Annotated in this window: 16 protein-coding genes; 8 read left to right on the forward strand and 8 right to left on the reverse strand. The window is 72.5% G+C overall.

The window, feature by feature from the left end; all coding sequences use genetic code 11:
* The first annotated feature begins 84 nt into the window (after positions 1–84).
* Positions 85–3,285, forward strand: coding sequence for an adenylate/guanylate cyclase domain-containing protein (locus AC559T_RS02590; protein ID WP_041255187.1), 3,201 nt, complete (start codon positions 85–87; stop codon positions 3,283–3,285).
* A 27-nt stretch (positions 3,286–3,312) separates the two neighbouring features.
* Here the strand turns inward: AC559T_RS02590 and AC559T_RS02595 are convergent, their stop codons facing one another.
* Both AC559T_RS02595 and AC559T_RS02600 read right to left on the reverse strand, forming a co-directional pair.
* The gene (locus tag AC559T_RS02595) at positions 3,313–4,290 is read right to left on the reverse strand and encodes a polysaccharide lyase (protein WP_498867608.1); all 978 of its coding nucleotides are present in this window, start codon (positions 4,288–4,290) and stop codon (positions 3,313–3,315) included.
* Positions 4,287–5,603, reverse strand: coding sequence for a UDP-glucose dehydrogenase family protein (locus AC559T_RS02600; protein ID WP_498867609.1), 1,317 nt, complete (start codon positions 5,601–5,603; stop codon positions 4,287–4,289). The genes AC559T_RS02595 and AC559T_RS02600 overlap by 4 nt, the downstream gene beginning before the upstream one ends.
* A 449-nt stretch (positions 5,604–6,052) precedes the next feature.
* Between AC559T_RS02600 and AC559T_RS02605 the strand changes: the two genes are divergently transcribed.
* The 3 genes from AC559T_RS02605 to AC559T_RS02615 are packed head-to-tail and all read left to right on the forward strand — an operon-like array spanning position 6,053 to position 11,045.
* Positions 6,053–7,333, forward strand: coding sequence for a glycosyltransferase family 2 protein (locus AC559T_RS02605; protein WP_131626119.1), 1,281 nt, complete (start codon positions 6,053–6,055; stop codon positions 7,331–7,333).
* Positions 7,330–9,912, forward strand: coding sequence for a right-handed parallel beta-helix repeat-containing protein (locus AC559T_RS02610; RefSeq protein ID WP_498867610.1), 2,583 nt, complete (start codon positions 7,330–7,332; stop codon positions 9,910–9,912). The genes AC559T_RS02605 and AC559T_RS02610 overlap by 4 nt, the downstream gene beginning before the upstream one ends.
* Positions 9,909–11,045 (forward strand): right-handed parallel beta-helix repeat-containing protein, encoded by a 1,137-nt coding sequence (locus tag AC559T_RS02615; RefSeq protein WP_498867611.1) that lies wholly within the window; start codon positions 9,909–9,911, stop codon positions 11,043–11,045. The genes AC559T_RS02610 and AC559T_RS02615 overlap by 4 nt, the downstream gene beginning before the upstream one ends.
* A 33-nt stretch (positions 11,046–11,078) precedes the next feature.
* On the opposite strand, the gene AC559T_RS02620 is transcribed toward AC559T_RS02615, so the two are convergent.
* From AC559T_RS02620 to pgi, 3 genes are all read right to left on the reverse strand, one after another.
* Entirely contained in the window at positions 11,079–11,402 is a 324-nt protein-coding gene (locus AC559T_RS02620) for a hypothetical protein (RefSeq protein ID WP_241831719.1), read from the reverse strand.
* A gap of 444 nt (positions 11,403–11,846) precedes the next feature.
* Entirely contained in the window at positions 11,847–12,194 is a 348-nt protein-coding gene (locus tag AC559T_RS02625; RefSeq protein ID WP_498867630.1) for an STAS domain-containing protein, read from the reverse strand.
* Positions 12,195–12,351: 157 nt separating this feature from the next.
* Positions 12,352–14,004 carry a glucose-6-phosphate isomerase gene (gene pgi, locus AC559T_RS02630; RefSeq protein WP_498867612.1) on the reverse strand — a complete coding sequence of 551 codons (1,653 nt, stop codon included), beginning with the start codon at positions 14,002–14,004 and terminating at the stop codon, positions 12,352–12,354.
* A gap of 413 nt (positions 14,005–14,417) precedes the next feature.
* Between pgi and AC559T_RS02635 the strand changes: the two genes are divergently transcribed.
* The 4 genes from AC559T_RS02635 to AC559T_RS02650 all read left to right on the forward strand — a co-directional run bounded on the left by AC559T_RS02635 (position 14,418) and on the right by AC559T_RS02650 (position 21,768).
* Positions 14,418–17,132 (forward strand): protein kinase domain-containing protein, encoded by a 2,715-nt coding sequence (locus AC559T_RS02635; protein WP_498867613.1) that lies wholly within the window; start codon positions 14,418–14,420, stop codon positions 17,130–17,132.
* Positions 17,133–17,191: 59 nt separating this feature from the next.
* Entirely contained in the window at positions 17,192–19,486 is a 2,295-nt protein-coding gene (locus AC559T_RS02640) for a serine/threonine-protein kinase (RefSeq protein ID WP_498867614.1), read from the forward strand.
* Between the two features lie 34 nt (positions 19,487–19,520).
* A complete protein-coding gene (locus tag AC559T_RS02645; protein WP_498867615.1) occupies positions 19,521–21,149 on the forward strand; it encodes an FAD-binding oxidoreductase in 1,629 nt (542 codons plus the stop codon).
* 460 nt (positions 21,150–21,609) lie between these two features.
* A complete protein-coding gene (locus AC559T_RS02650) occupies positions 21,610–21,768 on the forward strand; it encodes a hypothetical protein (RefSeq protein WP_165938629.1) in 159 nt (52 codons plus the stop codon).
* Between the two features lie 15 nt (positions 21,769–21,783).
* On the opposite strand, the gene AC559T_RS02655 is transcribed toward AC559T_RS02650, so the two are convergent.
* The 3 genes from AC559T_RS02655 to AC559T_RS02665 form a co-directional block, all read right to left on the reverse strand.
* Complete coding sequence (locus tag AC559T_RS02655; protein ID WP_112105634.1) at positions 21,784–22,773, reverse strand: C40 family peptidase; 990 nt, start codon at positions 22,771–22,773, stop codon at positions 21,784–21,786.
* A gap of 26 nt (positions 22,774–22,799) precedes the next feature.
* On the reverse strand, positions 22,800–23,438 hold the full coding sequence (locus tag AC559T_RS02660; RefSeq protein ID WP_498867616.1) for a hypothetical protein: 639 nt from the start codon (positions 23,436–23,438) through the stop codon (positions 22,800–22,802).
* Between the two features lie 74 nt (positions 23,439–23,512).
* Positions 23,513–23,824: a helix-turn-helix domain-containing protein gene (locus AC559T_RS02665; RefSeq protein WP_235013835.1), complete on the reverse strand. Its 312-nt coding sequence runs from the start codon at positions 23,822–23,824 to the stop codon at positions 23,513–23,515.
* Between the last annotated feature and the right edge of the window lie 427 nt (positions 23,825–24,251).

Raw genomic sequence — 24,251 nt, forward strand, 5'->3', positions numbered from 1 at the left:
GTGATGTGGCATAGGTCACTGCCGGCGCGGCGCGTGTCCCCATCCCCTGCCGCGCCGCACCGCGATCGGCCTACGATCCCGCACATGGTGCCGTGCCCGACATGCGCGGAGGAGAACCCGAAGCGAGCGCGCTTCTGCTCCGAGTGCGGGAACCCGCTGCCCGTCGCGGGCAATGGGTCGCGCAAGACAGTGACCATCATGTTCGTCGACATAACCGGTTCGACGGACATCGGTGAGAAGATCGACTCCGAGCCGCTGCAGCAGGTCATGTGGCGGTTCTTCACGACCGTGCGCGAGGTCATCCACGCCCATGGCGGCACGGTCGAGAAGTTCATCGGGGACGCGGTGTTCGCCGTGTTCGGTATCCCGGTGCTGCACGAGGATGACGCGCTGCGCGCCGTGCGGGCCAGCCTGGACATCCGCGCGGCGATGGAGGAGCTCAACGCCGACCTCCAGCGCGAGTGGGGCCTGCGGCTGCGGGTGCGCATCGGCATCAACACCGGCGAGGTGACCGTCGCCGGCGGCGGCGCGACCGGCGACCCGGTGAACGTCGCCTCCCGGCTGGAGGAGGCGGCGCCACCCGACGAGATCCTCATCGGTGACAGCACGTACCGGTTCATCCGGCACAGCGTCACCGTCAGCTCGGTGGGCCCGCTGGTCGTGCAGGGCAAGCGGGAGCCGGTGCGGGCGCACCGCCTGATCGGGCTGGTCGACCCGACCGCGGGCCCGGGCAGTCGGGCCCCCACCCAGGGCTTCGCGGCGCCGGTGATCGGCCGAAACCGGGAGCGCCGCCGTCTCCAGGACGCCTTCGAGGCCGTCGTCGAGGAGCGGACCTGCCACCTGTTCACCGTGCTCGGCCCGGCCGGCATCGGGAAGTCGCGGATGGTCGGCGAGTTCTGCCAGGCCACCGCGTCGCGCGCCACCGTGCTCACCGGCCGCTGCCTGTCCTACGGCGAGGGCATCGCCTACTGGCCGCTGATGGAGATGGTGCGCCAGGCCACCGGCATGTCCGCCGACGAGAGCGCGCCGGACGGCCGCCTGCGCCTCAAGGAACTGCTGGCGGACGTCCCGCAGGCCGCCGAGGTGGTCGACGCGCTCGCCCCGCTGGTCGGACTCGGCGGCGCGGAGCTGGGCACCCAGGAGAGCTTCTGGGCGGTCCGCACCTTCTTCCAGGCCCTGGCCGAGAAGCGCCCGCTGGTGCTGTGGTTCGACGACGTCCACTGGGCCGAGCCGACCCTGCTGGACCTGATCGAGCACGTCGCCGACTGGTCGCGGGACGCGCCGATCCTGCTGCTGTGCCTGTCCCGCCCGGAGCTGCTGGAGGACCGGCGCGAGTGGGGCGGCGGCAAGTTGAACGCCACGTCGATGCTGCTGGCGCCGCTCACCGAGGCACGCTGCCACCGGCTGATCCGCACCCTGATGGGCTCGGACGACCTCGACCCCGCGCTCGTCTCGCGGATCACCACCTCGGCGGCGGGCAACCCGCTGTTCGTCGAGCAGATGGTCGCCGCGCTGGTCGACGACGGACTGCTGCGCCGGGAGGGCTCCCGCTGGATCGCCACCGGGAACCTGCGCGGGGTCACGGTGCCGCCGACGATCTCCGCGCTGCTGGCCGCCCGACTCGACCGCCTCGAGCCCCCGGAGCGCCGGGTGCTCGAGCGTGCCGCCGTGGTCGGCGAGCGGTTCTACCTGGACGCCGTCGCCGAGCTCTCCGACCCGGCCGAGCGCCCGTACGTCACGGAGCACTGCCTGTCACTGGTCCGCAAGGAGCTCGTCCACCCGGACCGCTCGGACCTGCCCGGCGTCGACGCCTACCGGTTCCTGCACGTCCTGCTGCGCGACTGCGCGTACCAGGCGACGTCCAAGCGCCAACGCGCCGACCTGCACCAGCGTTTCGCCGGCTGGTTGCAGGCGCGGATGGTCGGCGGGCCGGGTGAGCACGACGAGCTGGTGGGCTACCACCTCGAGCAGGCCTACCGTTACCGGGTCGAGCTCGGGCAGCGCGACAACGAGATGATCGAACTCGGCCGGGCGGCGGCCACCTGCCTGATCGAGGCGGCAGACCGCGTCCGCCAGGGTGACGAGACCGGCGCCGCCCAGCTCCTCAAACGCGCGATCACGCTGCTGCCGGAGACCGACCCGCTGCGGCTGCGGGCTGAGATCGACCTCGGCTGGGCGCTGTACTCCTTCGGCCGCCTCTCCGACGCCGAGCGCATCCTGCGGCAGGTCACCGAGCGGGCGCGGCGCGCCGGCGAGGACGGCCTGCGGGCGCACGCCCGGCTCGCCCAGCTGCGGGTGCTGTTCGCGACCGACCCCGAGGGCCTGGTCGCCAGCACGCTCACCGAGGCCACGGCGGCGCTGGCCGCGTTCGTCCGGGACGGTGACGATGTCGGCGCGGCGCTGGCCTGCCGCAGCCAGTCGGCGGCGTACGGCGCGGCCGGCCAGTTCGCGGCCGCGGAGAAGGCCATGGAGACCGCGGTGCGCCACGCCGAGGAGTCCGGGGTGCCCAGGGCCGCGCACTCGCTGCGGCGCGAGCAGGTCCTGCTGCTGAGCCTCGTGCCGCGCCCGGTGCCCTACGCGATCGCGAAGGCGACCAGGGCGCTGGAGGCGGCCGGCGACGACCGCGGCCTGCGTCGGGCGGTGCTCGCGCAGCTCGCGCTGCTCAACGCCATGTCCGGTGACCTGGAGGCGGCGCGCACCCACCTCAAGGATGCCGAGGAGATCGTCGGGGACATCCGCGGCGCCCGCACGGACCCGTTCCACAGCGGCTTCGTGGTGGCCCGCGTGGCGCTGCTCGCCGACGAGCCGGAGATCGCCGAGCGCGAGCTGCGCCGCAGCTGCCGCCAGCTCTCCCGGATGGGCGAGCGCGCGCACCTGGCCACCCGGGCCGCCCTGCTGTCGGACGTGCTGGTCCGGCGCGGCAAGCTGGAGGAGGCGCAGAAGTACGTCAACCGGTGCCGGGACGCCGCCGCCGGCGACCAGCTCCCCGCCCAGGCGGGCTGGTGCTCGGTGCACGCCAAGCTGCTGGCGATCTCCGGGCGGGACGCCGAGGCGCTGCGCTTCGCCGACACCGCGTGCGACCTGGCCGGCCGCACCGACGACATCGACGGGCAGGGCAACGCGCTGCTCGCCCGCGCCGAGGTGCTCTACCGGGCCGGGCGCAAGGACGACGCCGCCGAGAGCCTGGAGGCGGCCAGCGCCCGGTTCCTGCAGAAGGGGAACCGGGCGGCGGCGGCCACCAGCCGACGGCTGTTCGAGACCCTCGACGCCGAGCGCTTCGGCTGACCGGACCGGCTCAGGTCTGGAGCCGGCTCAGGTCGCCTCGGGTTTCGGGAGCGGGTTGAGCCGCGCGGTGCCGTAGGTGAACCCGGCCAGGTCCATGGTCTGCGGCGAGGTCGGCGCGAACGAGGTCCCGCCGTCACCGAAGGTCGCTGTGACGAGAATCCCACCGATGCGCAGGTCGTTGGAGATCCTCGGGTTGAAGCTCTGCTCCTTGTGGACGAGCTGACCGTCCAGCCAGACGAGCAGGACGCCGTCCGCGAAGCCTTCGAAGTTGAGCTTGACGCCCTGCTCCACACAGATCCAGCGGCCGGCCGGCCAGTGCCACGCGCCTTTGCCGATCACATTGATCGGGTGATCGGTGCGCGCGGTGTTCGCATAGACGATTCCTTCGTCACCGTCCCGCCACGCAAAACGGGTCGCCAATCCGCTTCGCAACGTTTCCGTGCGCTGACGGTTCTTGACGATGGTGCCGAAGAATCCCGGCAGGCGACCGCCCTTACCAAAGGCGAAACCCTCCGGGAACCGCAGGTAGTAACGCATGTACAACTCGTAGGGTGATCTCAGGGTGTGATCGACGAAGACCTGCGTCCCGCCGTACGTGGGCCCGTCGCCGTAGATTCTGGCGTCCGCGGGGTTCATCGCGTCAACCGGAAGTGAGATTCGCAGGAATTTCAGGAAGCGCGGATCGTCCGATGCCATGATCTCCGCCCGGTCCAGCCCGAAGCTCGACCGGCTCCGGGCCACCAGGTCCTTGCCGAAGAACTCCTTCGCCCCGGCCGGGTCCGCGAGGGTGCGCCGCGCGGCGGCGGTGGTCGCGGGCGCGGCGACGGGCGCCGCCGTGTCCGGCGGCAGGATCTCACTGGCCGGGTCGAACGGCTGGTCGTCGGAGACCAGGCCGCAGCCGGTCCCCGCCAGCGCGAACGCGCCAAGGGACGAGGCGAGCAGGGCCCGCCTCGTCCAGCCGCGCCGGTCCGGACCGGCCTCCCCCGGCCTGCCCGGACCGCTCATACGTTGGGGCGACCGAGCGCGTGGTAGATCCAGCCGGCGGCCCGCCACCGCTGCGGGTCGAGGGTGTTGCGGCCGTCGATGATGACCGGGCGACGCACCAGCGACGTCAGCAGCGACGGCTCGATCTCGCGGAAGTCGGCCCACTCGGTGAGATGCAGCACGACGTCGGCGTCGGTGACCGCCTCGGAGACGCCCGAGGCGTAGCGCAGGTCGGGGAACTTGCGGGCGGCGTTCGCCATGGCCGCGGGGTCGTAGACCGTCACGCGGGCACCCGCCTTGCGCAGCGCGTCGGCGACGTCGAGCGCCGGCGAGTCGCGGATGTCGTCGCTGTTCGGCTTGAACGCGGCCCCGAGCACGGCGACCCGCCGCCCGGCCGCGCCGCCGCCGAGCAGGTGGATGGCCAGCTCCACCGTCCGGCTGCGGCGGCGCAGGTTGACGCGGTCGACCTCGCTCAGGAAGCCGAGCGCCGGGCCGGCGCCCATCTCCTCGGCGCGTGCCTGGAAGGCGCGGATGTCCTTGGGCAGGCAGCCGCCACCGAAGCCGAGGCCCGCGCCGAGGAACCGCCCGCCGATCCGGGTGTCGTAGGCGAGGGCCGAGGCCAGGGTCTTGACGTCGGCGCCCGCCACCTCGCAGACCTCGGACATCGCGTTGATGAAGGAGATCTTTGTGGCGAGGAACGCGTTCGCCGCCACCTTGACCAGCTCGGCGGTGGCGAAGTCGGCGACGACCGCCGGCGTGCCGGCGGCCAGCGCGGTCGCGTACACCTCCCGCAGCCTGGCCTCGACCCGGACCCGGCGCCCGGTGTGGTCGCCCCGGTCGGTGCGGTCGGCCACGCCGTACCACTCGTCGTCGGCGGGCAGGCCGAAGACCAGCCGGTCCGGGCGCAGGGTGTCCTCGACGGCGAAGCCCTCCCGCAGGAACTCCGGGTTCCACGCGAGATCGACCTCGGGTGCCTCCCGGGCGAGCCAGTCGGCGAGGCGCACGGCCGTCCCCGCGGGGACGGTCGACTTGCCCACCAGCAGGGAACCGGCCTTCGGCTGGGCGGCGAGGAGCCGCTCGACGGCGCCGTCGACGTAGCTCATGTCGGCCGCGCCCGAGTCCGCGCGCTGCGGGGTGCCCACGCACAGGAAATGCACGTCCGCGCTCGCCGCGTCGGCGAAGGAGGTCGTGAAGGCCAGGCGGCCGGTCTCGAGGTTCTTGCGCAGGAGCTCCTCGAGGCCCGGCTCGAAGAAGGGCACCTCGCCGCCGGCGAGCCGGCGCACCTTGTCCTGGTCGACGTCGACGCCGACAACATCGAAACCCAGCTCGCTCATGCAGATCGCGTGTGTCGCCCCGAGATATCCGGTGCCAATAACGCTGATCCGGAGCGGGCTCCCCGCTTCTGGTGTGCTCATTGTGTGTATCCCCCCACTCAACGTCGGGCTGCAAGGCCGCGGAGCGCATTGTGGACCGCTCGCGTTTCCGGGAGATGAGGCGGGGTGCCGGGGCTGGGCGGACGCCGCGACAGGTAGCCGGTTGACTACCTAACGTTGATGGTTTGTCGTTGCCGGCGCCCGGGTACGGTGATCAGTTACGCCCTGTCCCGACCACTGCTAATGTCTGCTTCGTCTGTCAATGGATAGACATCAGCGACCACCGGCGGGGGTGCGGTGGGGACCTGAACCATCCGGCTGGCGCGCCGGATGGTTCGTACACGTCCCAACACGCTTCCCCATGACCCTGGCGTTCTCGGTGGCCTGCAGCTGGGGGGGCAACACACAAGATGGAGTGGTTCGGCGTCGCGATCGATTTCGTTCGCGATCATCGATCTCTGGTCCCGATCGGGATCGCGGGCGTTGTCTCCTGGGTGGTGTGGCTCACTCGCCGCCTGCTCTCCACCCGGTACCGCCCCGTCCGGAACAACTTCCGAGCCAGCACCTCGGTGATCGTTCCCTCGTTCCGGGAAGACCCCGACGTCCTCATCCGGTGCCTGGAGACCTGGCTCTCCCAGCAGCCGGACGAGATCATCATCATCCCGGACGTGGAGGACACCGAGCTCATCGCGAGGCTCGCCCAGCGCGCCGACCCGACGGTCCGCGTGATCCCGTTCGTCCACGAGGGCAAGCGCTCGGCGCTCGGGGTCGGACTGTCCGCGGCGACCAAGGACATCGTCGTGCTCTGCGACTCCGACACCGCGTGGGAGCCGGGACTGCTCGCCGCGGTGCAGATGCCGTTCGTCGACCCGCAGGTCGGCGGGGTCGGAACCCGGCAGAACGTCTACGAGCCGCGCAGCAGCGTGTGGCGGCGGGTCGCGAACTGGCTCGTCGACATCCGCTACCTCGACTACGTGCCGGCGCAGGGCCGGGTCGGCGCCGTCGCCTGCCTGTCCGGGCGCACAGCGGCCTACCGGCGCTCGGCGATCCTGCCCGTGCTGCACAACCTGGAGCACGAGTTCTTCCTCGGCCGGCGGTGCATCGCCGGTGACGACGGCCGGCTGACCTGGCTGGTGCTCGCGTCCGGCTACAAGACCATGCACCAGCACACGGCGCACGCGATGTCGATGTTCCCCGACAACCTGCGGGCCTTCATCAAGCAGCGGGTGCGCTGGAGCCGGAACTCCTACCGGACCTACCTGACAGCCATCTACAAGGGCTGGCTGTGGCGGCAGCCGCTGATCACCCAGGTCAGCGTGCTGCAGATCGTGCTGACGCCGGTGACCATGGGTGTCGCGATGACCTACTTCGTGCTGTGGATGTTCCGGCCGGAGGCGAACGCCCCGATCATCGCGATCGCCTGGCTGCTGCTCGGGCGGTTCATCCGCGGGCTCTCCCACCTCAAGGAGCACCCGCGGGACGTCTTCATCCTCCCGCTCACCGTGTTGATGATCATCGTCGTCGCGCTGCCCATCAAGACCTGGGCGTTCGTGTCGATGAACAAGCAGGGCTGGCTGACCCGGCGCTCCGACCTCATCGGCGGGGAGGGTCAGACCGACGCCTCCACGCGAACCAGCCCGGCCGCGAGCCCCCGCCCGGCGACGGCGACCGCGACGGGTGGTACCCGATGAGGCCCCCGCACCTGGCCGGATCGCCGTTCCCAGTCGGCCGCCCGGTCACCGCGCGGGTCCCGTCCTGGATACGGCGGGCGGCGCTGACCACCCTCGCGGCGGCCGCGATCGGGGGCGGTGGCCTGCTGACGGCCGTCCCCGCGCACGCCGAACCGGTGGCGCCGCTGCCCCCGGTCAGCTCGGCGGACGCGAAGAAGCAGTCGAATCTCGTCGACGCCGAGGACATCCGGCTGCGCTCGATGTTCGAACGTTTCGGGGTACTGACCGCGCCGACGCTCGTCGAGGTCGCGGGCAGCCTGCCCACCCTGCTGCTGCCGGCGCGTCAGGCCCCCTACACCGCGGGGGACGTCGTCGCGGCCGGCGGCGGGCGCCGCGAGGTGGACGGCGCCGTGCTGTTCACCGCGAACGTGCTGGTCGGCCCGCAGGCCCGGCTCGTGATCGATTCCAGCGTGACCGCGTTGCGCCTGGCCAGCGGCGCGTCCGGGTTCGCCTCGGTCGCCACCTGGCGCGGCGGGCTGGAGTTCGCCGGGCGGTCCCCGGAGCAGCCGCTGACCGTCGTCGGATGGGACGTTCAGAACCTCGAGCCGGACAAGCTCACCGTGGACGGCCGCGCCTACATCCGCACCATGGGCGGCGAGCTGATCATGCGCAATACCAGCGCCAACCACCTCGGCTTCTGGAACGGCCGGACCGGCGGCGTGGCCTGGACGGGAAGCAAGGGCGAGCCGAGCACGGGCGGCGCGGCGAACTCGACCCTGAGCGACAACATCTACGGCGCGTACGTCTCCGGCAGCGAGGGCATCCAGATGGTCGGTGTGCGCCTCACCGACAACGAGCGCTCCGGCCTGGCCGTGCACCGCGACGCCATCACCACGCTCGTGTCCGGGGTGACGGCGGCCCGCAACCACGGCGACGGCATGACCATCGACCGTGCCTCGGGCTCCCGGGTGATGCGCAGCACCGTGAATGACAACAGCGGCGACGGCATCTCGCTGGACGGCCGTGGCCTCGGCGTGGTCGCCACCGCGACCGGAGTCCAGGTCAACCAGATCAAGGACACCCTGATCGAGGAGAACACCGTCTCCGGCAACGGCCGGTACGGCATCCGGGTCGTCGGCGGCGAGAACACCGTCGTCCGCACGAACACGATCAGCGGCGGCCAGCTCGGCATCGTCGTCAAGAGCGGCGCCAACGGCACCCAGATCACAGGGAACAAGGTGACGGGGGCGGAGGAGGCCGGCATCCAGATCGGCCCGGACGCCCGCCGCACCGCCATCGTCGACAACAAGCTCGCCGACGGCCGCCTCGGCGTGATCACCCAGGACGCCCTCACCACCATCGTCAGCCGCAACCAGGTGAGCGGCGCCACCGACTTCGCCATCACGCTGCGTGGCGTGTCGGACGGCAGCACGATCCAGCACAACACCCTCGCCGGCGAGGGCTGGCGCGCGGTCGACACCCGCAAGGCGGTCGGGATCAACCCGCGCGACGTGCACAGCAACAACTCCGACGCCTGGGTGTCACGCGAGCCGAAGCACTGGTACACGCTGATCCGCCGCCATCCCGCCCTCATCGTGTGGGGCCTGGTGGCGCTGTTCCCGCTCGCCGGCTGGTGGGCGCGGCGGCGGGCCCGGCGCCGGCCGCCGCAGCACCCCTACCCCGAGTCCGAGCTGCTGGTCCGCCGCCTGACCGGGGGCACGATGCGCCCCGATCCCGCATTCTCCGGCATCCCCGACCAGCGGACGGAGTCCTCGGCGGCCCATTCGCCCGCGGGCACCGCACTTCCCCGGGTGCCCGCGGAGCGCTACCCCACGCCGGGCCGAGTGCGGCCGACCCCGGCCAGGGCTGACGCGGGCGTCCTGGCCCCCGCGGCACCCGTGCTCACCGCGGCGAGCCCGGCGGGGGCTGCGCTGGACGTCCAGCCAGCCCCCGGCGGTCGGGCCAGGCCTGGCTCCCGCCGCCGCGCCGGCGCGGCGGAGCCGGGTCGATCCCCGGCGCGGCCACGGTCCGCGACGGCCGGCTCCGGCGACACGGCCGCGCTCCGTACGGGTGGCGCCGGTACCGGTCACTCCGGTACCGGCGACCTTGACGGCGACCGCAGTGGCACCGACGACGTCGGCGCCGCTCTGTCGCCGGCCGCGACACTGACTCCGGCCGCCGCGCCGATCAGCGAGGACGCCCACCCGACCCTGCGCGGCCTGCGTTTCTACCGCACCCCCCGGGACCTGTCGGTCGGACCGGACATGTCGGCGGGAGAGGTCACGACCGAGATCGCGACACGGCCGTTCGACGGCGCCGACCACCTCGCCGGTCCCGCCCAGTGGCCGCGCGCCGAATGGGAGCAGGCGCCGGAGCCGGACCCCTACTGGTCCGGCAACCAGGGCCCGGACGGCCAGTGGTCGGACGGGCGGATCACCAGTGCCCCGATCCCCGACACCCGCCAGCCGATGGCGGATCACGGCGCCCAGCCGGCGATGTCCGGGCCCGGTCCGGACGCCGACGGAAACCTCGAGATCATCGATCCGGTGGGCACGGCGCCAGGTCGCCGCCGCCGTTCCAAAGGGGGAAACAACAGGTGAGGACCATCTCGCCGGGACGATCCCGGCGACGAGCCGCGGTGCTGCTGACGGCCGGCACGCTCGCGGCGGCGTCGGTCGCCCTGACCGCCTGCGGCTCCGGCGGCGGCGGTGCAGGCCCGCAGCCCAGCGCCACGCCGTCCGCCGGCACCGGGACGGCCGCCCCGTCCAGCGCCCCGGCGACCGCGGCCGCCGACCCGTTCGCGACGGCGGCGCCCGTCGCCGCGGAGCGGCCGGTCGAGTGCCCCGCCGGCGGGACCACCGTCAACAACGGCGGTGACCTGCGCAGCGCCCTGTCCGCGGCGAAGCCGGGGGCGATCATCCGGATGACGGACGGCGTCTACACCGGGGGCTACAAGCTGGCCGCCTCGGGCACCGAGGCCGCGCCGATCTGGCTGTGCGGCTCGCCCAAGGCCGTCCTCGACGGCGAGGACGACACGGACTACGTACTGCACCTGGACGGCGCGTCCTGGGTACGGGTGGTCGGCTTCACCGTGCGCAACGGCCAGAAGGGCGTGATGGCGGACCGCGTCCAGCACTCGATCATCGCCCAGCTGCAGGTGAACACGATCGGCGACGAGGCGATCCACCTGCGCACGGCGAGCTCGGACAACCTGGTCGTCGGCAACGTCATCCGCGACACCGGGAACCGGCGGGAGAAGTTCGGCGAGGGCGTCTACGTCGGGAGCGCGCACAGCAACTGGTGCAAGTACACCGACTGCGGGCCCGACCGCAGCGACCGCAACTCGGTCATCGGCAACGACATCGCCGGCACGACCTCGGAGAACATCGACATCAAGGAGGGCACGAGCGGCGGGGTGATCCGCGGGAACACCCTGTCCTCGGACTCCCTCGTCGAGGCCGACTCGTGGATTGACATCAAGGGCAACGGCTGGCTGATCGAGGACAACACCGGCATCGGCGGCGGCACTCTGGAGGACGGTTTCCAGACCCACGTCGAGCAGGAGAACTGGGGCCGGCAGAACACCTTCCGCCGCAACCGGCTCCCGGTGAACGCCAAGGGCTACGGCGTCTACATCCACGAGGGTGCCGACACCCAGAACATCGTCAGCTGCGACAACCAGGTCAGCGGGGCGTCATCGGGGCCGTCCAACATCGACTGCTCGTCCGCCTGACGCGGGGCGCGCGCCAGATCCAGCAGGTCCGGCTCAGGGCACCATTGCCCTGAGCCGGACCTGTTCCTGCAGCCAGTAGAGCTCCTGCGCCCACAGGCGGAGCCGGGCGACCGCCGTGAGCTGCGCCAACAGCGCCCGGGCGACGACCGGCCTGGCCAGATTCTGCGGCGACTCCGGCGGCCACTGCCAGTCGGCGGCGTCCTGGGCCGCGCGCCGGTAGGCCGCTCCACGCAACGCGACCTCCGCCAGGGCGAAATCCACCTGCTCGGTGACCATCGCGAGGCGGGCGCGCATGTCCTCGGTACTGACGGTCGGACCTCCCCCGCCGGCGGAGAGATCGGCGCGTCGCACAGACATGGTGAAGGAAGGGTACGAGGAGTTGGGCTGGGAGCACAGCACCGGATAGCCCACACTCTGGCGACCTGACGCACCGGGTGGGTGATTACCCGGCTCGGGTGAGTCCGGATCCGCACCGCCCCCCGCACGTGAGGCGACCGCCGGTTCGGGTAGGCGGACCTGCGGGGACACCGATCCGGATCCCCGACGGCCCGACCACTGGGGGCACTGGTGGACCTGACATCACCCGCGATTCTGATCATGCTCGGCTTCCCGCTTCTCGCGATGGCCGGGATGTTGATGATGAGCCGGGTCGAACGCAGCCTCACCGTCACCGGCCGCGCCGCGCGGACGATCGCCGAGGTGGGCCCGCCGCTCGCGCTGGCGGCGGGGATCACGCCGGGCGGCGGCGACGGCCCGAGCAGCGGCCTGCACGGCGGCTTGGACGAAGGCTTCGACGGCGGTTCAGTGGCCGCGGCGGCGGCCGGCCTCCTCGACGCGAAGCCGGCCGGCGAGCCCGGTCTCGCGGACGAGCTCGACGAACGCCGGCGCGGCCGCGCGAATACGCAGCTCGGCGTGGACGCGACGGAGCAGGAGATCCGCCCGGAGCAGGGCGGCGAGACCAGCGATGTCGATCGCCCGAAGTTCGGCCACATCCACCGTCACCACTCCGCCGCCCCGGCCCAGCAGCTCGCCGACCTGCTCGCGGAAACGTAGCCTGCCGACCGTGTCGAACTCGCCCCCGAGCTCGATCACGACGTCGTCCCCGGTCCGCCGCACGGTCATCCGCGTGGCTGTCGCGTCGACCCGCATGCGTGCGCCCCCCGGGATCTCCATCCGTCGCAGCACGGGCCACCACCCCGTGAGTCGATTACAGAGAGTAACATAGATCAAGGAATCGTTAAACCTTGATGACTAATTGACGACGCCCAGCCCAGCCCGCGACCGGACTGGACCGGGCGGTCGCGGCTCAGACCGACCGGAACAGGTTGATCAGCGCGTTGGTGGAGCTGTCGTGCCGCGGGGACGCCGACGGGTCGGCCAGCTCGGGGATGATCCGTCCGGCCAGCACCTTGCCCAGCTCCACGCCCCACTGGTCGTAGCTGTTCACCCCCCACACGACGCCCTGCGTGAACACCTTGTGCTCGTAGAGGGCGACCAGCTGGCCCAGGGCGAAGGGCGTCAGCTTCGGCGCCAGCAGGGTGTTCGTCGGACGGTTTCCGGCGAACGTCCGGTGCGGGACGAGGCCGGCGTCCACCCCCTCGGCCGCGACCTCCTCCGCCGTCCTGCCGAAGGCGAGGGCCTCCGTCTGGGCGAAGAAGTTGGCCATCAGCAGGACGTGCTGGTCGACGTCGCCGACACCGGGGTGGTTGGGCGCGAGGAAGCCGATGAAGTCGGCCGGGACGACCGTCGTCCCCTGGTGCAGGAGCTGGAAGTAGGCGTGCTGACCGTTGGTTCCCGGGGTGCCCCACACCACCGGGCCGGTCGGCACCGGTACGGGCCGGCCGGCCAGATCAACTGACTTGCCGTTACTCTCCATGTCCAGCTGCTGCAGGTACGCCGGGAAGCGGTCCAGGTACTGGCTGTAGGGGAGCACGGCGTGGCTCTGGGCGCCGAAGAAGTCCCGGTACCACAGCCCGAGCACGCCGAGCAGAACCGGCAGGTTCCGTTCGAACGGGGTGTTCCGGAAATGAACATCCATCGCGTGGAATCCGGCCAGCATCTCCCGGAAGTGGTGCGGGCCGATCGCGACCATCAGAGCGAGACCGATGGCGGAGTCCATCGAGTACCGGCCGCCCACCCAGTCCCAGAACTCGAACATGTTGGCCGTGTCGATGCCGAACTCGGCCACCTTCTCCGCATTCGTTGACACGGCAACGAAATGGTGCGCGACGGCGTCCTGGCCGAGCGCGGCGGTGAGCCAGGCCCGCGCGGCGCGGGCGTTCGCGAGCGTCTCCAGCGTGGTGAACGTCTTCGACGCGACGATGAAGAGCGTCCTGGCCGGATCGAGGTCGTGGGTGGCTTCCCAGATGTCCGTCGGGTCGACGTTCGAGACGAACCGGACGGCGATCGAGCGGTCGGAGTAGTCCCGCAGCGCCTGGTAGGCCATCGCGGGCCCCAGGTCGGAGCCGCCGATGCCGATGTTGACGACGGTCGTGATGTGCTCGCCGGTCGCCCCCGTCCACACCCCGGAGCGGACCCGGTCGCAGAACGCCGACATCCGGTCGAGCACGGCGTGCACCTCCGGCACCACGTCGACGCCGTCCACGTGGATGCTGGTTCCGAGCGGCGTGCGCAGCGCCACGTGCAGCACCGGCCGGTTCTCGGTGACGTTGATGCGCTCGCCGCCGAACATCGCCTCGATGCGCGCGCCGAGGCCGGCGCGATGCGCCAGCGCGAGCAGCAGTTCGACCGTCCGGGCCGTGACGATGTTCTTGGAGTAGTCGAGCCGAAGGCCGTCCGCCTCGACGGTGAACGAATCGGCGCGGCCCGGATCATCGGCGAAGAGCTTCCGCAGGGTCACCCCGGAGATCTCCGCGTGGTGCGCGGCCAGCGCGGCCCACTCCGGGGTCCGGTCGACGACCGTTCCAGCGGCGAGGGCGGTGGACTCGGTGTTCGCCATGACGTTGGAGGCCCTTCCTCGGAGGAGTGCTGTCGTGTGCCGCGCCGTCCGCGCGCCCACACGGCCGAACACCTGTCGACGACGACCAGCATGGTGCAGTCGCGCATCTGACGCGCCCGTCGGGTCCCTGCGAGGGGCGGAATGTGGGGGAACAGGCCGTAGGATCGCCGAGAACGCGACGAAGAACACCAAAAGACCGCGGTGCACCCACGCGACCGCGTCTCGCCCGATGAACCGCCCGATGAACCCCGCCCGATGAACCGAGGTGGAACCAGCGCCATCCAGCGCGGCGACTAGTACGAACAACACGCGGGACAGCCCACGCACGACCCGCACGATGTGGCCCTCGGGATGTCACCACCGCGTGGTGATCGTGGTGACGCCCCGGCAGCCGGTGACGGACGGAACCGACCTTGCTTATCGACAGATCTCTCGTGGAGGCGGCGCTCCCCGGATACGCGGTCGAGGGGGACCTCGGCAAGGGGGGCTACGGCCTCGTTCTCGCCGGGCAGCACCGGCTGATCGGCCGCAAGGTCGCGATCAAGATCCTCCTTGACACGACCGACGACCCCGACCTGCGCGCCCGTTTCCTCTCCGAGGCCCGCGTCCTGGCCGAGCTCGACCATCCGCACATCGTGCGCATCCACGACTACGTGGAGCACGAGGGAACCTGCCTGCTGGTGATGGAGCTGCTCTCCGGCGGCACCCTCAAGCAGCGGATGACCGCCGGGAAGCTCTCCCCGGAGACGATCTGCGCCGTCGGCGTCGCCGCGTCGGCAGCGCTCGCCACCGCGCACCGCCAGGGCGTGCTGCACCGCGACGTCAAACCCGACAACATCATGTTCGACGGCGCCGGGCTGCTCAAGGTCACCGACTTCGGCATCGCGAAGATCTTCGACGGCGCGGAGACCACGGCCAGCGCCATCCTGGGCACACCGCGCTACATGGCGCCCGAGCAGATCATGGGCGCCCGGCTGTTCCCCGCCACCGACCTGTACGCGCTGGCCGGCGTCCTCTACGAGATGTTCGCCGAGCGGCCGCTGTTCGGACGTCCGATGGCGGTGCAGCCGCTGACCCACCACCACCTGACCGTGATGCCCGACCCGCTCACGACGGTGCCGCCGGCGATCTCGGCGGTCATCATGCGGACCCTGGCCAAGGACCCGGGCGCCCGCTTCTCCGACGCCTCCGAGTTCGCCCTCGAGCTGGCCCGCGCCGGCACCGGCGCGTACGGGCCGAACTGGGTGGCGCGCTCGGACGTCAAGCTGCGGGTGGACGACGAGATCCGCGGCGTGATCGGCGGCTCGACCACCTCCGGGAACTCCGGCGGGTTCCCGGCCGCCACGCGCCCGGGCGGCTATCCGGGTCCTGGTGGTCCTGGCAGGCCTGGCGGGCCCGGTTACGCGCCCGGGCAGGGCGGGCCCGGTTACGCGCCCGGGCAGCCGGGCGGCCCCGGTTACCGCGGCCCGGTGCCGGGCTCCGGCCCGCAGCAGCCCGTCGGCGGCGGCTTCGGGCCCGGCGGGCCCCGGCCCAACCAGCAGATGCGCCCGACCGGCGGGCATCCGTCCACCTCGGGCTTCCCCGGCGCCACGCCGGTCATGCCCGGGCAGGGTGTGCCGGGCGGTCAGGGCCGGCCCGGGCCGACTCCCGGAACGCCCCCTGGCGGCTGGCGCGGCTACGGCCAGCCCGGCGGGGCCACCCCGCAGCCGATGCCGCTCACGCCACCCGCCGCGACGCCCCGGCCCCCCGGCCCCATGGGCCCGCCCAGCTCCACGCCGCCGCCGCGGCCCGTCCCCGGCTACGGCGGCCAGCCAGGGCAGCCCAGGCAGCCCGGCCCGGGCCAGCCGGGGCCGGGCGGTCCGCGGCCCACCGGCGCCCAGAACTTCGGTGGCCAGGGCTGGCAGGGCTCCGGGCCCCGCCCGCCCGCGCACCAGGCCCCGCCACGGCCGCCCATGGGCGGCCACCGCCCCCAGCCGGGACCCCCGAACCGCAACAACCGGACGCTGATCCTCGCCGCCGTCGCCGCCGCCGTGGTCGTGGTGCTGACCATCGGCCTCATCGTGGGCCTGTCGGGCGGCGGCAGCAGCGACGACAGCGGTTCGGGCCGCGACCAGGTGTCGGTGCTCCCGGTCCCCGGTGTCGCCTACACCGGAACGCCGGTGACGGTGCAGGGCCTCAGCCCGTACAGCGTCGCGATCGACCCGCAGGGCACGCTGTTCATCACGAGCCTGTCGTCCGACCGGATTCAGAAGGTCGCCAGGACCGGGGAGGTCTCCGACCTCGCCGGTACCGGCGCGGACGGATACAGCGGCGACGGCGGCCCGGCCACGGCCGCCAAGCTCAACGGCCCCGGCTCCGCGGTGCCGGACAAGAACGGCAACATCTACATCCCGGACGCACAGAACTACCGCATCCGGAAGATCACCCCGGACGGGATCATCACCACGATCGCCGGCACCGGCACCGCGGGCTTCTCCGGCGACGGCGGCCCGGCCACGGCCGCCCAGATCAACAGCGCGGAGAAGGTCGCCATCGGCCCGGACGGCTCGATCTACATCGCCGACTACGACAACCACCGCATCCGGAAGATCACCCCGGACGGGATCATCAACACGATCGCCGGCACCGGCCTCCAGGGCTACTCCGGCGACGGCGGCCCCGCCACCGCGGCCAAGCTGGACGGCCCGAACGACGTCGAGCTGGGTGACGACGGAACGCTCTACATCGCCAACCTCGGCAGCAACACCATCCAGAAGATCACCAAGGACGGGATCATCACCACGGTCGCGGGCAACGGGCAGAAGGGCTTCTCCGGCGACGGCGGCCCCGCCACCGCGGCCCAGCTCTCCGTCCCGTCGGTGTCCCTCGGCAACGGCGGGGAGATCTACATCGCCGACTACGGGAACAACCGGGTCCGCAAGGTGGACCCGAACGGGACGATCACCACGATCGCCGGCACCGGGGCCGAGGGTTCCGGCGGCGACGGGGGCCAGGCCGCGGCCGCCCAGTTCAACGAGCCCAGCTCGGTCGCCGAGGACGCCGACGGCGCGCTCTACATCGCCGACTCGGGCAACAACCGGCTGCGCCGCATCGCTCCGGACGGGACGATCACGACGGTCGCGCAGTAGGGCGGCGCGGAGATGACCCGACAGCGAGCAGTGCACGCGGCCCGGTGGGGGGCCGTCACGTGACGTTCGTCGACACCAACCGCGTCGCCGCGGCCCTGACCGGATACGAGCTCGGTGGCGAGCTCGGCCGGGGCGGCTTCGGTGCCGTCCTGGCCGGCCGGCACCGGCTGATCGACCGCGACGTCGCCGTCAAGGTCCTGCTGGAGCCGGGCGGCGACGGCCACAGCGGCAGTGATGGCGACCTGCGCGGGCGGTTCCTCGCCGAGGCCCGTGTCCTCGCCGGGCTGGACCATCCGCACGTCGTGCGGATCTACGACTACGTCGAGCGCGACGGCCTGTGCCTGCTCGTGATGGAGCAGCTCACCGGCGGCAGCCTGAAGAACCGCGGCCCGGCCATGCGCGACCCGCGGGCCGTCTGCGCGATCGGGCTGGCCGCGGCGAGCGCGCTGGCCGCCGCGCACGACCGGGGCGTGCTGCACCGCGACATCAAGCCGGACAATCTCCTCTTCACCGGGGACGGCATCCCCAAGGTCACCGACTTCGGCATCGCCAAGATCCTCGAGACCACGGCGGCGACCACGACCGGCCTCGTCGGCACCCCGCGTTACATGGCGCCGGAGCAGATCACCGGGAGCCGCCTCGGGCCGGGCACCGACCTCTACTCGCTCGGCGTCGTCCTCTACGAGCTGCTCGCCGGACGGACCCCGTTCCCGTCGGGGCTGACCGTCCCCGCGCTGCTGCACCACCACCTGTCGGTGGCCCCGCTGCCGCTGGTCGAGGCGCCGCCGCCGCTGGCGGCGGTGATTCTCTCGGCGCTCGCCAAGGAGCCGGGGTGGCGCCCGCCGACGGCCCGCGACTTCGCGCTCGCGCTCGCCACGGCGGCGACCACGGTCTTCGGACCAGGCTGGCTGACGGCCAGCGAGGTGCCGGTGCGGCTGCCGGACGAGATCCTCGCCGCCGCCGGCCACACCCAGGGGACCACCCCCACCCCAGGAGAACTCGCCGCGCACCTCGGACGGCCTCAGGCCGGCCGGGGCGGCTCCGGTCCGTACGCGACGCTGGCACCCACCGCGGTCGATCAGGCCGGCGCCGGCGGCCGGCGGGCGGGTGGCGGACGGCGGCACGCGAACGGCGGCCGGCGCGGCCCGCGGCGCCCGACGGCGCTGATCGCCTCGGTCGCCACCCTCGCCGTCCTCGCCGCGGCGATCGGCATCGGGTTCTGGGTCTCCGGGTCCGGCGACGATCCCGACCGCCCTGCCTGGAACGGCGCCGCCGCGGAGGTCAGGGGCCTCTACACCACCGAGGGCATCGACGTCGGTCCGGACGGCTCCCTCTACGTCGTCGACGGCGGCGGCTCGTCCGGCCAGGGCCAGGTGCTCCGGCTCGGCACGGACGGCGTGGTCACCCGGATCGCCGGGGTCGGCCCGCCCGCTCCCGTGCCCAGCGCCACGGCCACCGGCAGCGCGACGGCCACCGGCAGCGCCAGCCCGTCCCCGTCCCCCACCCCCGTGCTCGGCGACGGCGGCCCGGCCGTGGCCTCGAACCTGATCGGGCCGGCCGGGGTCGCGGTCGGCCCCGGCGGCGAGGTGTACATCGCCGACAGCGACGATGGCCGCGTCCGCCGCGTCAACGACGACACGACCATCACCACGGTCGCCGGCGCGGGGCCGGGCACCGGCTTCGGCGGCGGAGCGGGCCGCGCCGTCGGCGCGAAGCTGTCCGGTCCCTCGGCGGTGGTCGCCGCCGAGGACGGCACCCTCTACCTCACCGCCGGCTACCGCGTCCGCAAGGTGACCACCGATGGCCTGATCTCGGTGGTGGCCGGCAACGCCGACGAGTCGGGTACGGCCGGCGACGGCGGGCCGGCGGTGAACGCCACCCTCACCTCGCCGTCCGGGCTCGCACTCGCCGACGACGGCACCCTCTACGTCGCGGACAGCAGCGCCCACACCGTCCGCAGGATCACGAAGGACGGAAAGATCACGCTCGTCGCCGGCAAGCCGGGGCAGTCCGGGTACGAGGGCGACGACGGGCCCGCGGTCGACGCGCTGCTCGCCTCCCCGCAGGACCTGGCCCTCGGCCCGGCAGGCGAGCTCTACATCGCCGACACGTACAACAACGTGATCCGGATGGTCACTCCGGACGGTAAGATCACGACGTTCGCCGGCAGCGACGAGTCCACCGCGGACGACGCGGACGGCGCCCTGGCCACCGAGACCCGCATCTCCTCCCCCACGGGGCTGGCGGTCGACACTTCCGGCGCCGTGTACGTGAGCGAGGGCAGCTACGGTGTCGTCCGGCGAATCGCCCTCGACCGCACCGTGACGACCGTTCTGCGGCAGGCGGAGGAGTAAACAGTCCGGGCGAGGTGCTACGGGCCGGGCGGGGATGGACGAGACAGGCAGGATGTTCGATCGGCGCGGGGCGCTGCGGCTCGCCGGGGCGGGCCTGGTGGCGCTCGGTACGGGTGGGCTCGGCGCGGGCCTCGCCGGCTGCGGCGACGACGACAACGGCGAGCCGACCGAGCGGGACTGGAGCCGGCTCGCCGACCGGCTCTCCGGCCGGCTGGTCCGGCCCGGCGGCGCCGAGTACCCCACCGCCAGCCAGCTCTTCGACCCGGCCTTCGACCGGATCCGGCCGCGGGCGATCGCCTACTGTGCCTCCCCGGCCGATGTGGCCGCCGGTGTGGCCTTCGCCAGGTCCACCGGCATCCCGTTCACCGCCCGCGCGGGCGGGCACAGCTACGGCGGCTACTCGACGACGAGCGGCCTGCTCCTCGACGTCTCCACCCTGAACGCGGTGCACCCGGGAATCCGGTCAGGGATGGGCGGCGCGACCGGCGGCACCGGAACCCCCGGCTCCGGGATCGCGACGATCGGCGCCGGCGCCCAGCTCGTGGACGTCTACGCCCAGCTCGCGGCAGCGGGCGCCGCGCTACCGGCCGGCTCCTGCCCGACGGTCGGGATCGCCGGGCTGACGCTCGGCGGCGGGATCGGGGTCGTCGGCCGGCGCCACGGCCTGACCTGCGACCGGATGCTCGCCGCCGAGGTGGTCCTCGCCTCCGGCGAGATCATCCAGGTGGACGGCCAACGCGACGCCGACCTGTTCTGGGCGCTGCGTGGCGGCGGCGGCGGCAACTTCGGCGTGGTCACGTCCTTCACCTTCGCCACCCACCGGGCGACCCCGCTGACCCTGTTCACCTACCGCTGGCCGTGGGCGGCGGCCGCCGTCGTCGTCGCGGCCTGGCAGGAGTGGAACCTGCGCCCGGGCGCACCGGACGAACTGTGGTCGACCTGTGTCATCACCACCGCGCCGACGCCCGACGGGACCGGGACGCCCACGATCCGGATCAGCGGCGTGATCAGCGAACCGCCCGGGGTTCCGTCGTCGGCCCGGGCGCTGCTGGCGGAGCTGGTCGACGCCGTGGGCAGCGCGCCGACGTCCACCTTCGCCGCCCAGCGGGAACCGCTGGAGGCGATGCTGATCGAGGCCGGCTGCTCGGGGCGGACGGTCGCGCAGTGCCATCTCGCCGGGCGGAGCCCGGGCGGGGCCCTGGAACGGGTCGCCCAGCTCGCCGCCTCGAACTTCCTCACCGAGCCGCTGTCCGCGGCCGGGTCGGAGGCGCTGCTGGGCGCGATCGAGAGCCGTCAGCGGGAGGCCGGTCTGCGCTCCGGCGGGGTCATCCTCGACTCCTGGGGCGGCGCGATCGGCCGGGTCGGGGCGGGGGAGACGGCGTTCGTGCACCGCGACGTGCTGGCCAGCGCGCAGTACATCGCCGGCTACGACGTGCGGGACAGCGCCGACCTGCGCCGCCGCAACGCCGAGTGGCTGCGGGCCACGGTGGCGGCCATGGCGCCCCATGTGTCGGCATCGGCCTACCAGAACTACATCGATCCGGAGCTCAGGAACTGGGCGGAGGCGTACTACGGGACGAACCTGCCGCGCCTGCGGTCGGTCAAGAGCGCCTACGACCCGGACAACGTCTTCCGCTTCGCCCAGAGCATCCCTCCTGCCTGATCGACCCGAGCGATCATTACTCCAGGTAACCGGACGGGACGGCTGGCTGTCGCTCCGAGCAGGGAGTCGACGTCAACCTGCCCGGAGCGACACGGATCAGTACACCCGTTGATCCTCCGGCCCGACTACTGGCTACGGATGGTCTAACCACTGTCCACTCTGTGTCTTCCGACACATGGCGGTGTTCGCGCGACGACAGGCGTTCCCGGCATCCGGGCGCCGCCCACGCCAGCCGGGTCCGGCGGCGGCCGGACGAAGGCCACACCCCCGTCGAGGACGCCACATCGAGGCACCGGAGGACCACCGGTAGGCCCGGCGCGGACCCCGCCGTGGCACGGCGGTTCCTCTTGCGACCGCTACTCGAAGTCAGTACACCTGTGCTGTCGGTAACCGCCGACGGTTACCAACAGCACCGGTCGCCGACGCCGCCGGCTGCCCACAGCTCCTCGGGAGGACCCACATGAAGCAACTGATCTGGCCGTGGGGTGTGACCATCTTCGTCTTGTTCTACATGGTCAACTCGCCGGGAGACGCAGCCGATGTGATCCACAGCGCGGTCGGCGCGCTGGGCTCCGTGGCCGACGGCCTCAGCAACTTCGTCTCCGACGTGGCCGTCTGACCCGCCCCGTTCCCGTCAGAAGTCGCGGGCCAGCGGACGGGTGACCGCGACGACCGTCGTCCAGTCCGACAGCTCCGAGAGCACGACCCCCCACCGTGCTCCCTTCGCCGCGATGACCTGCCCGTTCCCGATGTACATGCCGACATGGCCCGGAGCCAGGGCCGTTCCGTCCGAACCGGGGATGAACAGCAGGTCGCCGGGCTGCGGGTCGACTCCCGACACGCGCGGGCCGAAGGCGAGCTGGTCGGTGGTCACCCGGGGGATGGAGATGCCGATCATCCGGTAGGCGGCCTGGACGAGCGACGAGCAGTCCCAGGCTCCCGGTCCGGTCGCCCCCCAGACGTAGGGCTTGCCGATCTGGGAGCGCATGAAGTCGATCACCGGACCCAGTGCCTCGACGGAGACCGTCTCCCCGGTGTCGAGGGCGTCGCCGTACACCTGCGCCTGCGCCAGGATGGTGCGCACGTAGTTGCGCGTCTCCGGGTAGGGCGGCACACCGGCGTACGCGAGCACGGCACCGGGCCCGGCGTTGTAGGCCGCGAGCATCTTCTCCTGCCCCGACCCCGGGACGGACGCGACCGACGCAGCCACCGCGCAGTCGTAGCGCGCCGCGGCCGGGATGGCGTCCACCGGGTTCCACACGTCGCCGGTGCCGTGCGAGGCCCAGGTGCCCGGCATGAACTGGGCGATGCCCATCGCGCCGACCGGCGACTGCGCCCGGGGGTTGAACCCGGACTCCTGGCGCAGCTGCGCCGCCAGCAGTGAGGGCGTGACCTCGGGGCACCCCGCCGCGTTGGCCGCGTCAATGATCATTTGGACGTACTCCGCCGGGATGCCCTCGGAGTTGACGATCGTGCGGCCACCGATGTTCTTGTCGTCCAGGAAAGGCGCGGCGATCAGCAGGATCAGGACGGAGATCAGCAGGAAGGCTCCGGCGACGGTCACGAAGCCGCCGACGCCCAGCCAGACCAGCCAGCTTCTCCGCCGGCCCGATCTCAGCGCCATCCCAGCCGCCCCCGTCCGTCTCGCCGCTACCGGCCCGGCGCGTCGCCGGCGGCGTTCGCGAGGTCGGCGCCGGCAAGGCGCCAGGTGCCGTCGGTGCCGACGAGCATCGTCACCGCGGGCGTGGAGACGGTGACCTCGGGCGGCCCGTCACCGGTCACGGTCTCCCGGCGCACGTTGAGCAGGAGCGACACCTGCCCGGATGCGGTCGTGTCCGCGCCGCCGACGGGGGTCGCGGCGAGCACCGTGACGGTCGACCGCGTGCCGGCGGCACGCAGCTCGTCCCAGGCGGGTCCGGCCTGCGGGTCGGCGGCCGGACCGCCGGTGCCGGGCTCGCCGGAGGCCGGGGCGCCGGCGCCGGATCCGCTCAGCTCCGCGGCGAAATCCGGTGTCAGACAGTCACGGGCGCGTTCGACCCCGGCCGACGGGCCGGAGTCGGTCCGCGCGTCGAACGACTGCCACTTCGTGAAACAGTCCCGCGCCACGGAGACCGGGTCTGTGGGATCGACCGTGCCCTGAGGGTCGGCCGTCGCGGTGGCGAGCGGGGGGCCGGGGGCCTGGCTGGCGCCCGGCGGAGGCCCGGTGGTCGCCGAGGGTGGCGGTTGGGTGGCGTCGCCGATCGCCCCGCACCCGGCCGTGACCACCAGCAGCGACGAGATCAAAATCACGGAGGCCGCGGGTGCCCTAGACCGAGAGCAACCAAAGTGCCGATGCGGTGATTCTCTCTCGTTCCCGCGTGGTCTCACTCGTGGCCGTCCAACCAGTCACGAACCCGGCCGCGGCGGATCCGCCACTGATGCCCGACCTTGCGTGCCGGGATCGCGCGCTCCGACAGGAGCTTGAGCACGGTGCTCTCGGACAGCCGCAGCCAGGAGACCAACTCGTCGACGGTCAGCACGTCGTCGTCGTCCGCATGACGCGGCGGGCGGGGCGTCGTCGCAGGTGGAGCGCCCGACGCGGCGGGCGGGGCCATCGGCTCCGCGGTCCTGGAGACAGGCCGCGCGGGCATCCGCGCCGGGCGCGACGAGGCCACCGAGAAGCCGTCCTGCACCACCCAGGGCCCCTTTCTCAGCCGGCGATCGTCCGCCGGTACGCACCGGCGAGGGAGGCTAACACCGCAATGCCCGCCCTGGCGAGTCCCAACTGGCGCTTGTCATACTTGAACGGCTCGTGTTACATCGATCCGACCGCAGCCGAGAGCAAGTAACAGTAAGTAACCGTAACTGGCACCAACTAGCCCAGACCTGCAATCAGCCCAGACCTGCCAGGAGGGCGACGGCGCGTGAGCGATGTGCCACAGGCACCGTACGGCGAGGAAGGGGACGCGCGGCCCGTTTCGTTGATAGGTGCGCGAATCCCCTCACCTACGCCATCCGCGGCCAAGCTCCCGGCTCGCGATGGCGAGAGCGACGACCGCTCGGCGGCCCGAGCTGCCCGCCGTCGGAACCGTCGGCGCGGCGATCCCGACGATGTCTCCGCCA

It is taken from the genome of Frankia sp. Hr75.2, assembly GCF_949319125.1.
GTDB classification, from domain to species: Bacteria; Actinomycetota; Actinomycetes; order Frankiales; family Frankiaceae; genus Parafrankia; species Parafrankia soli.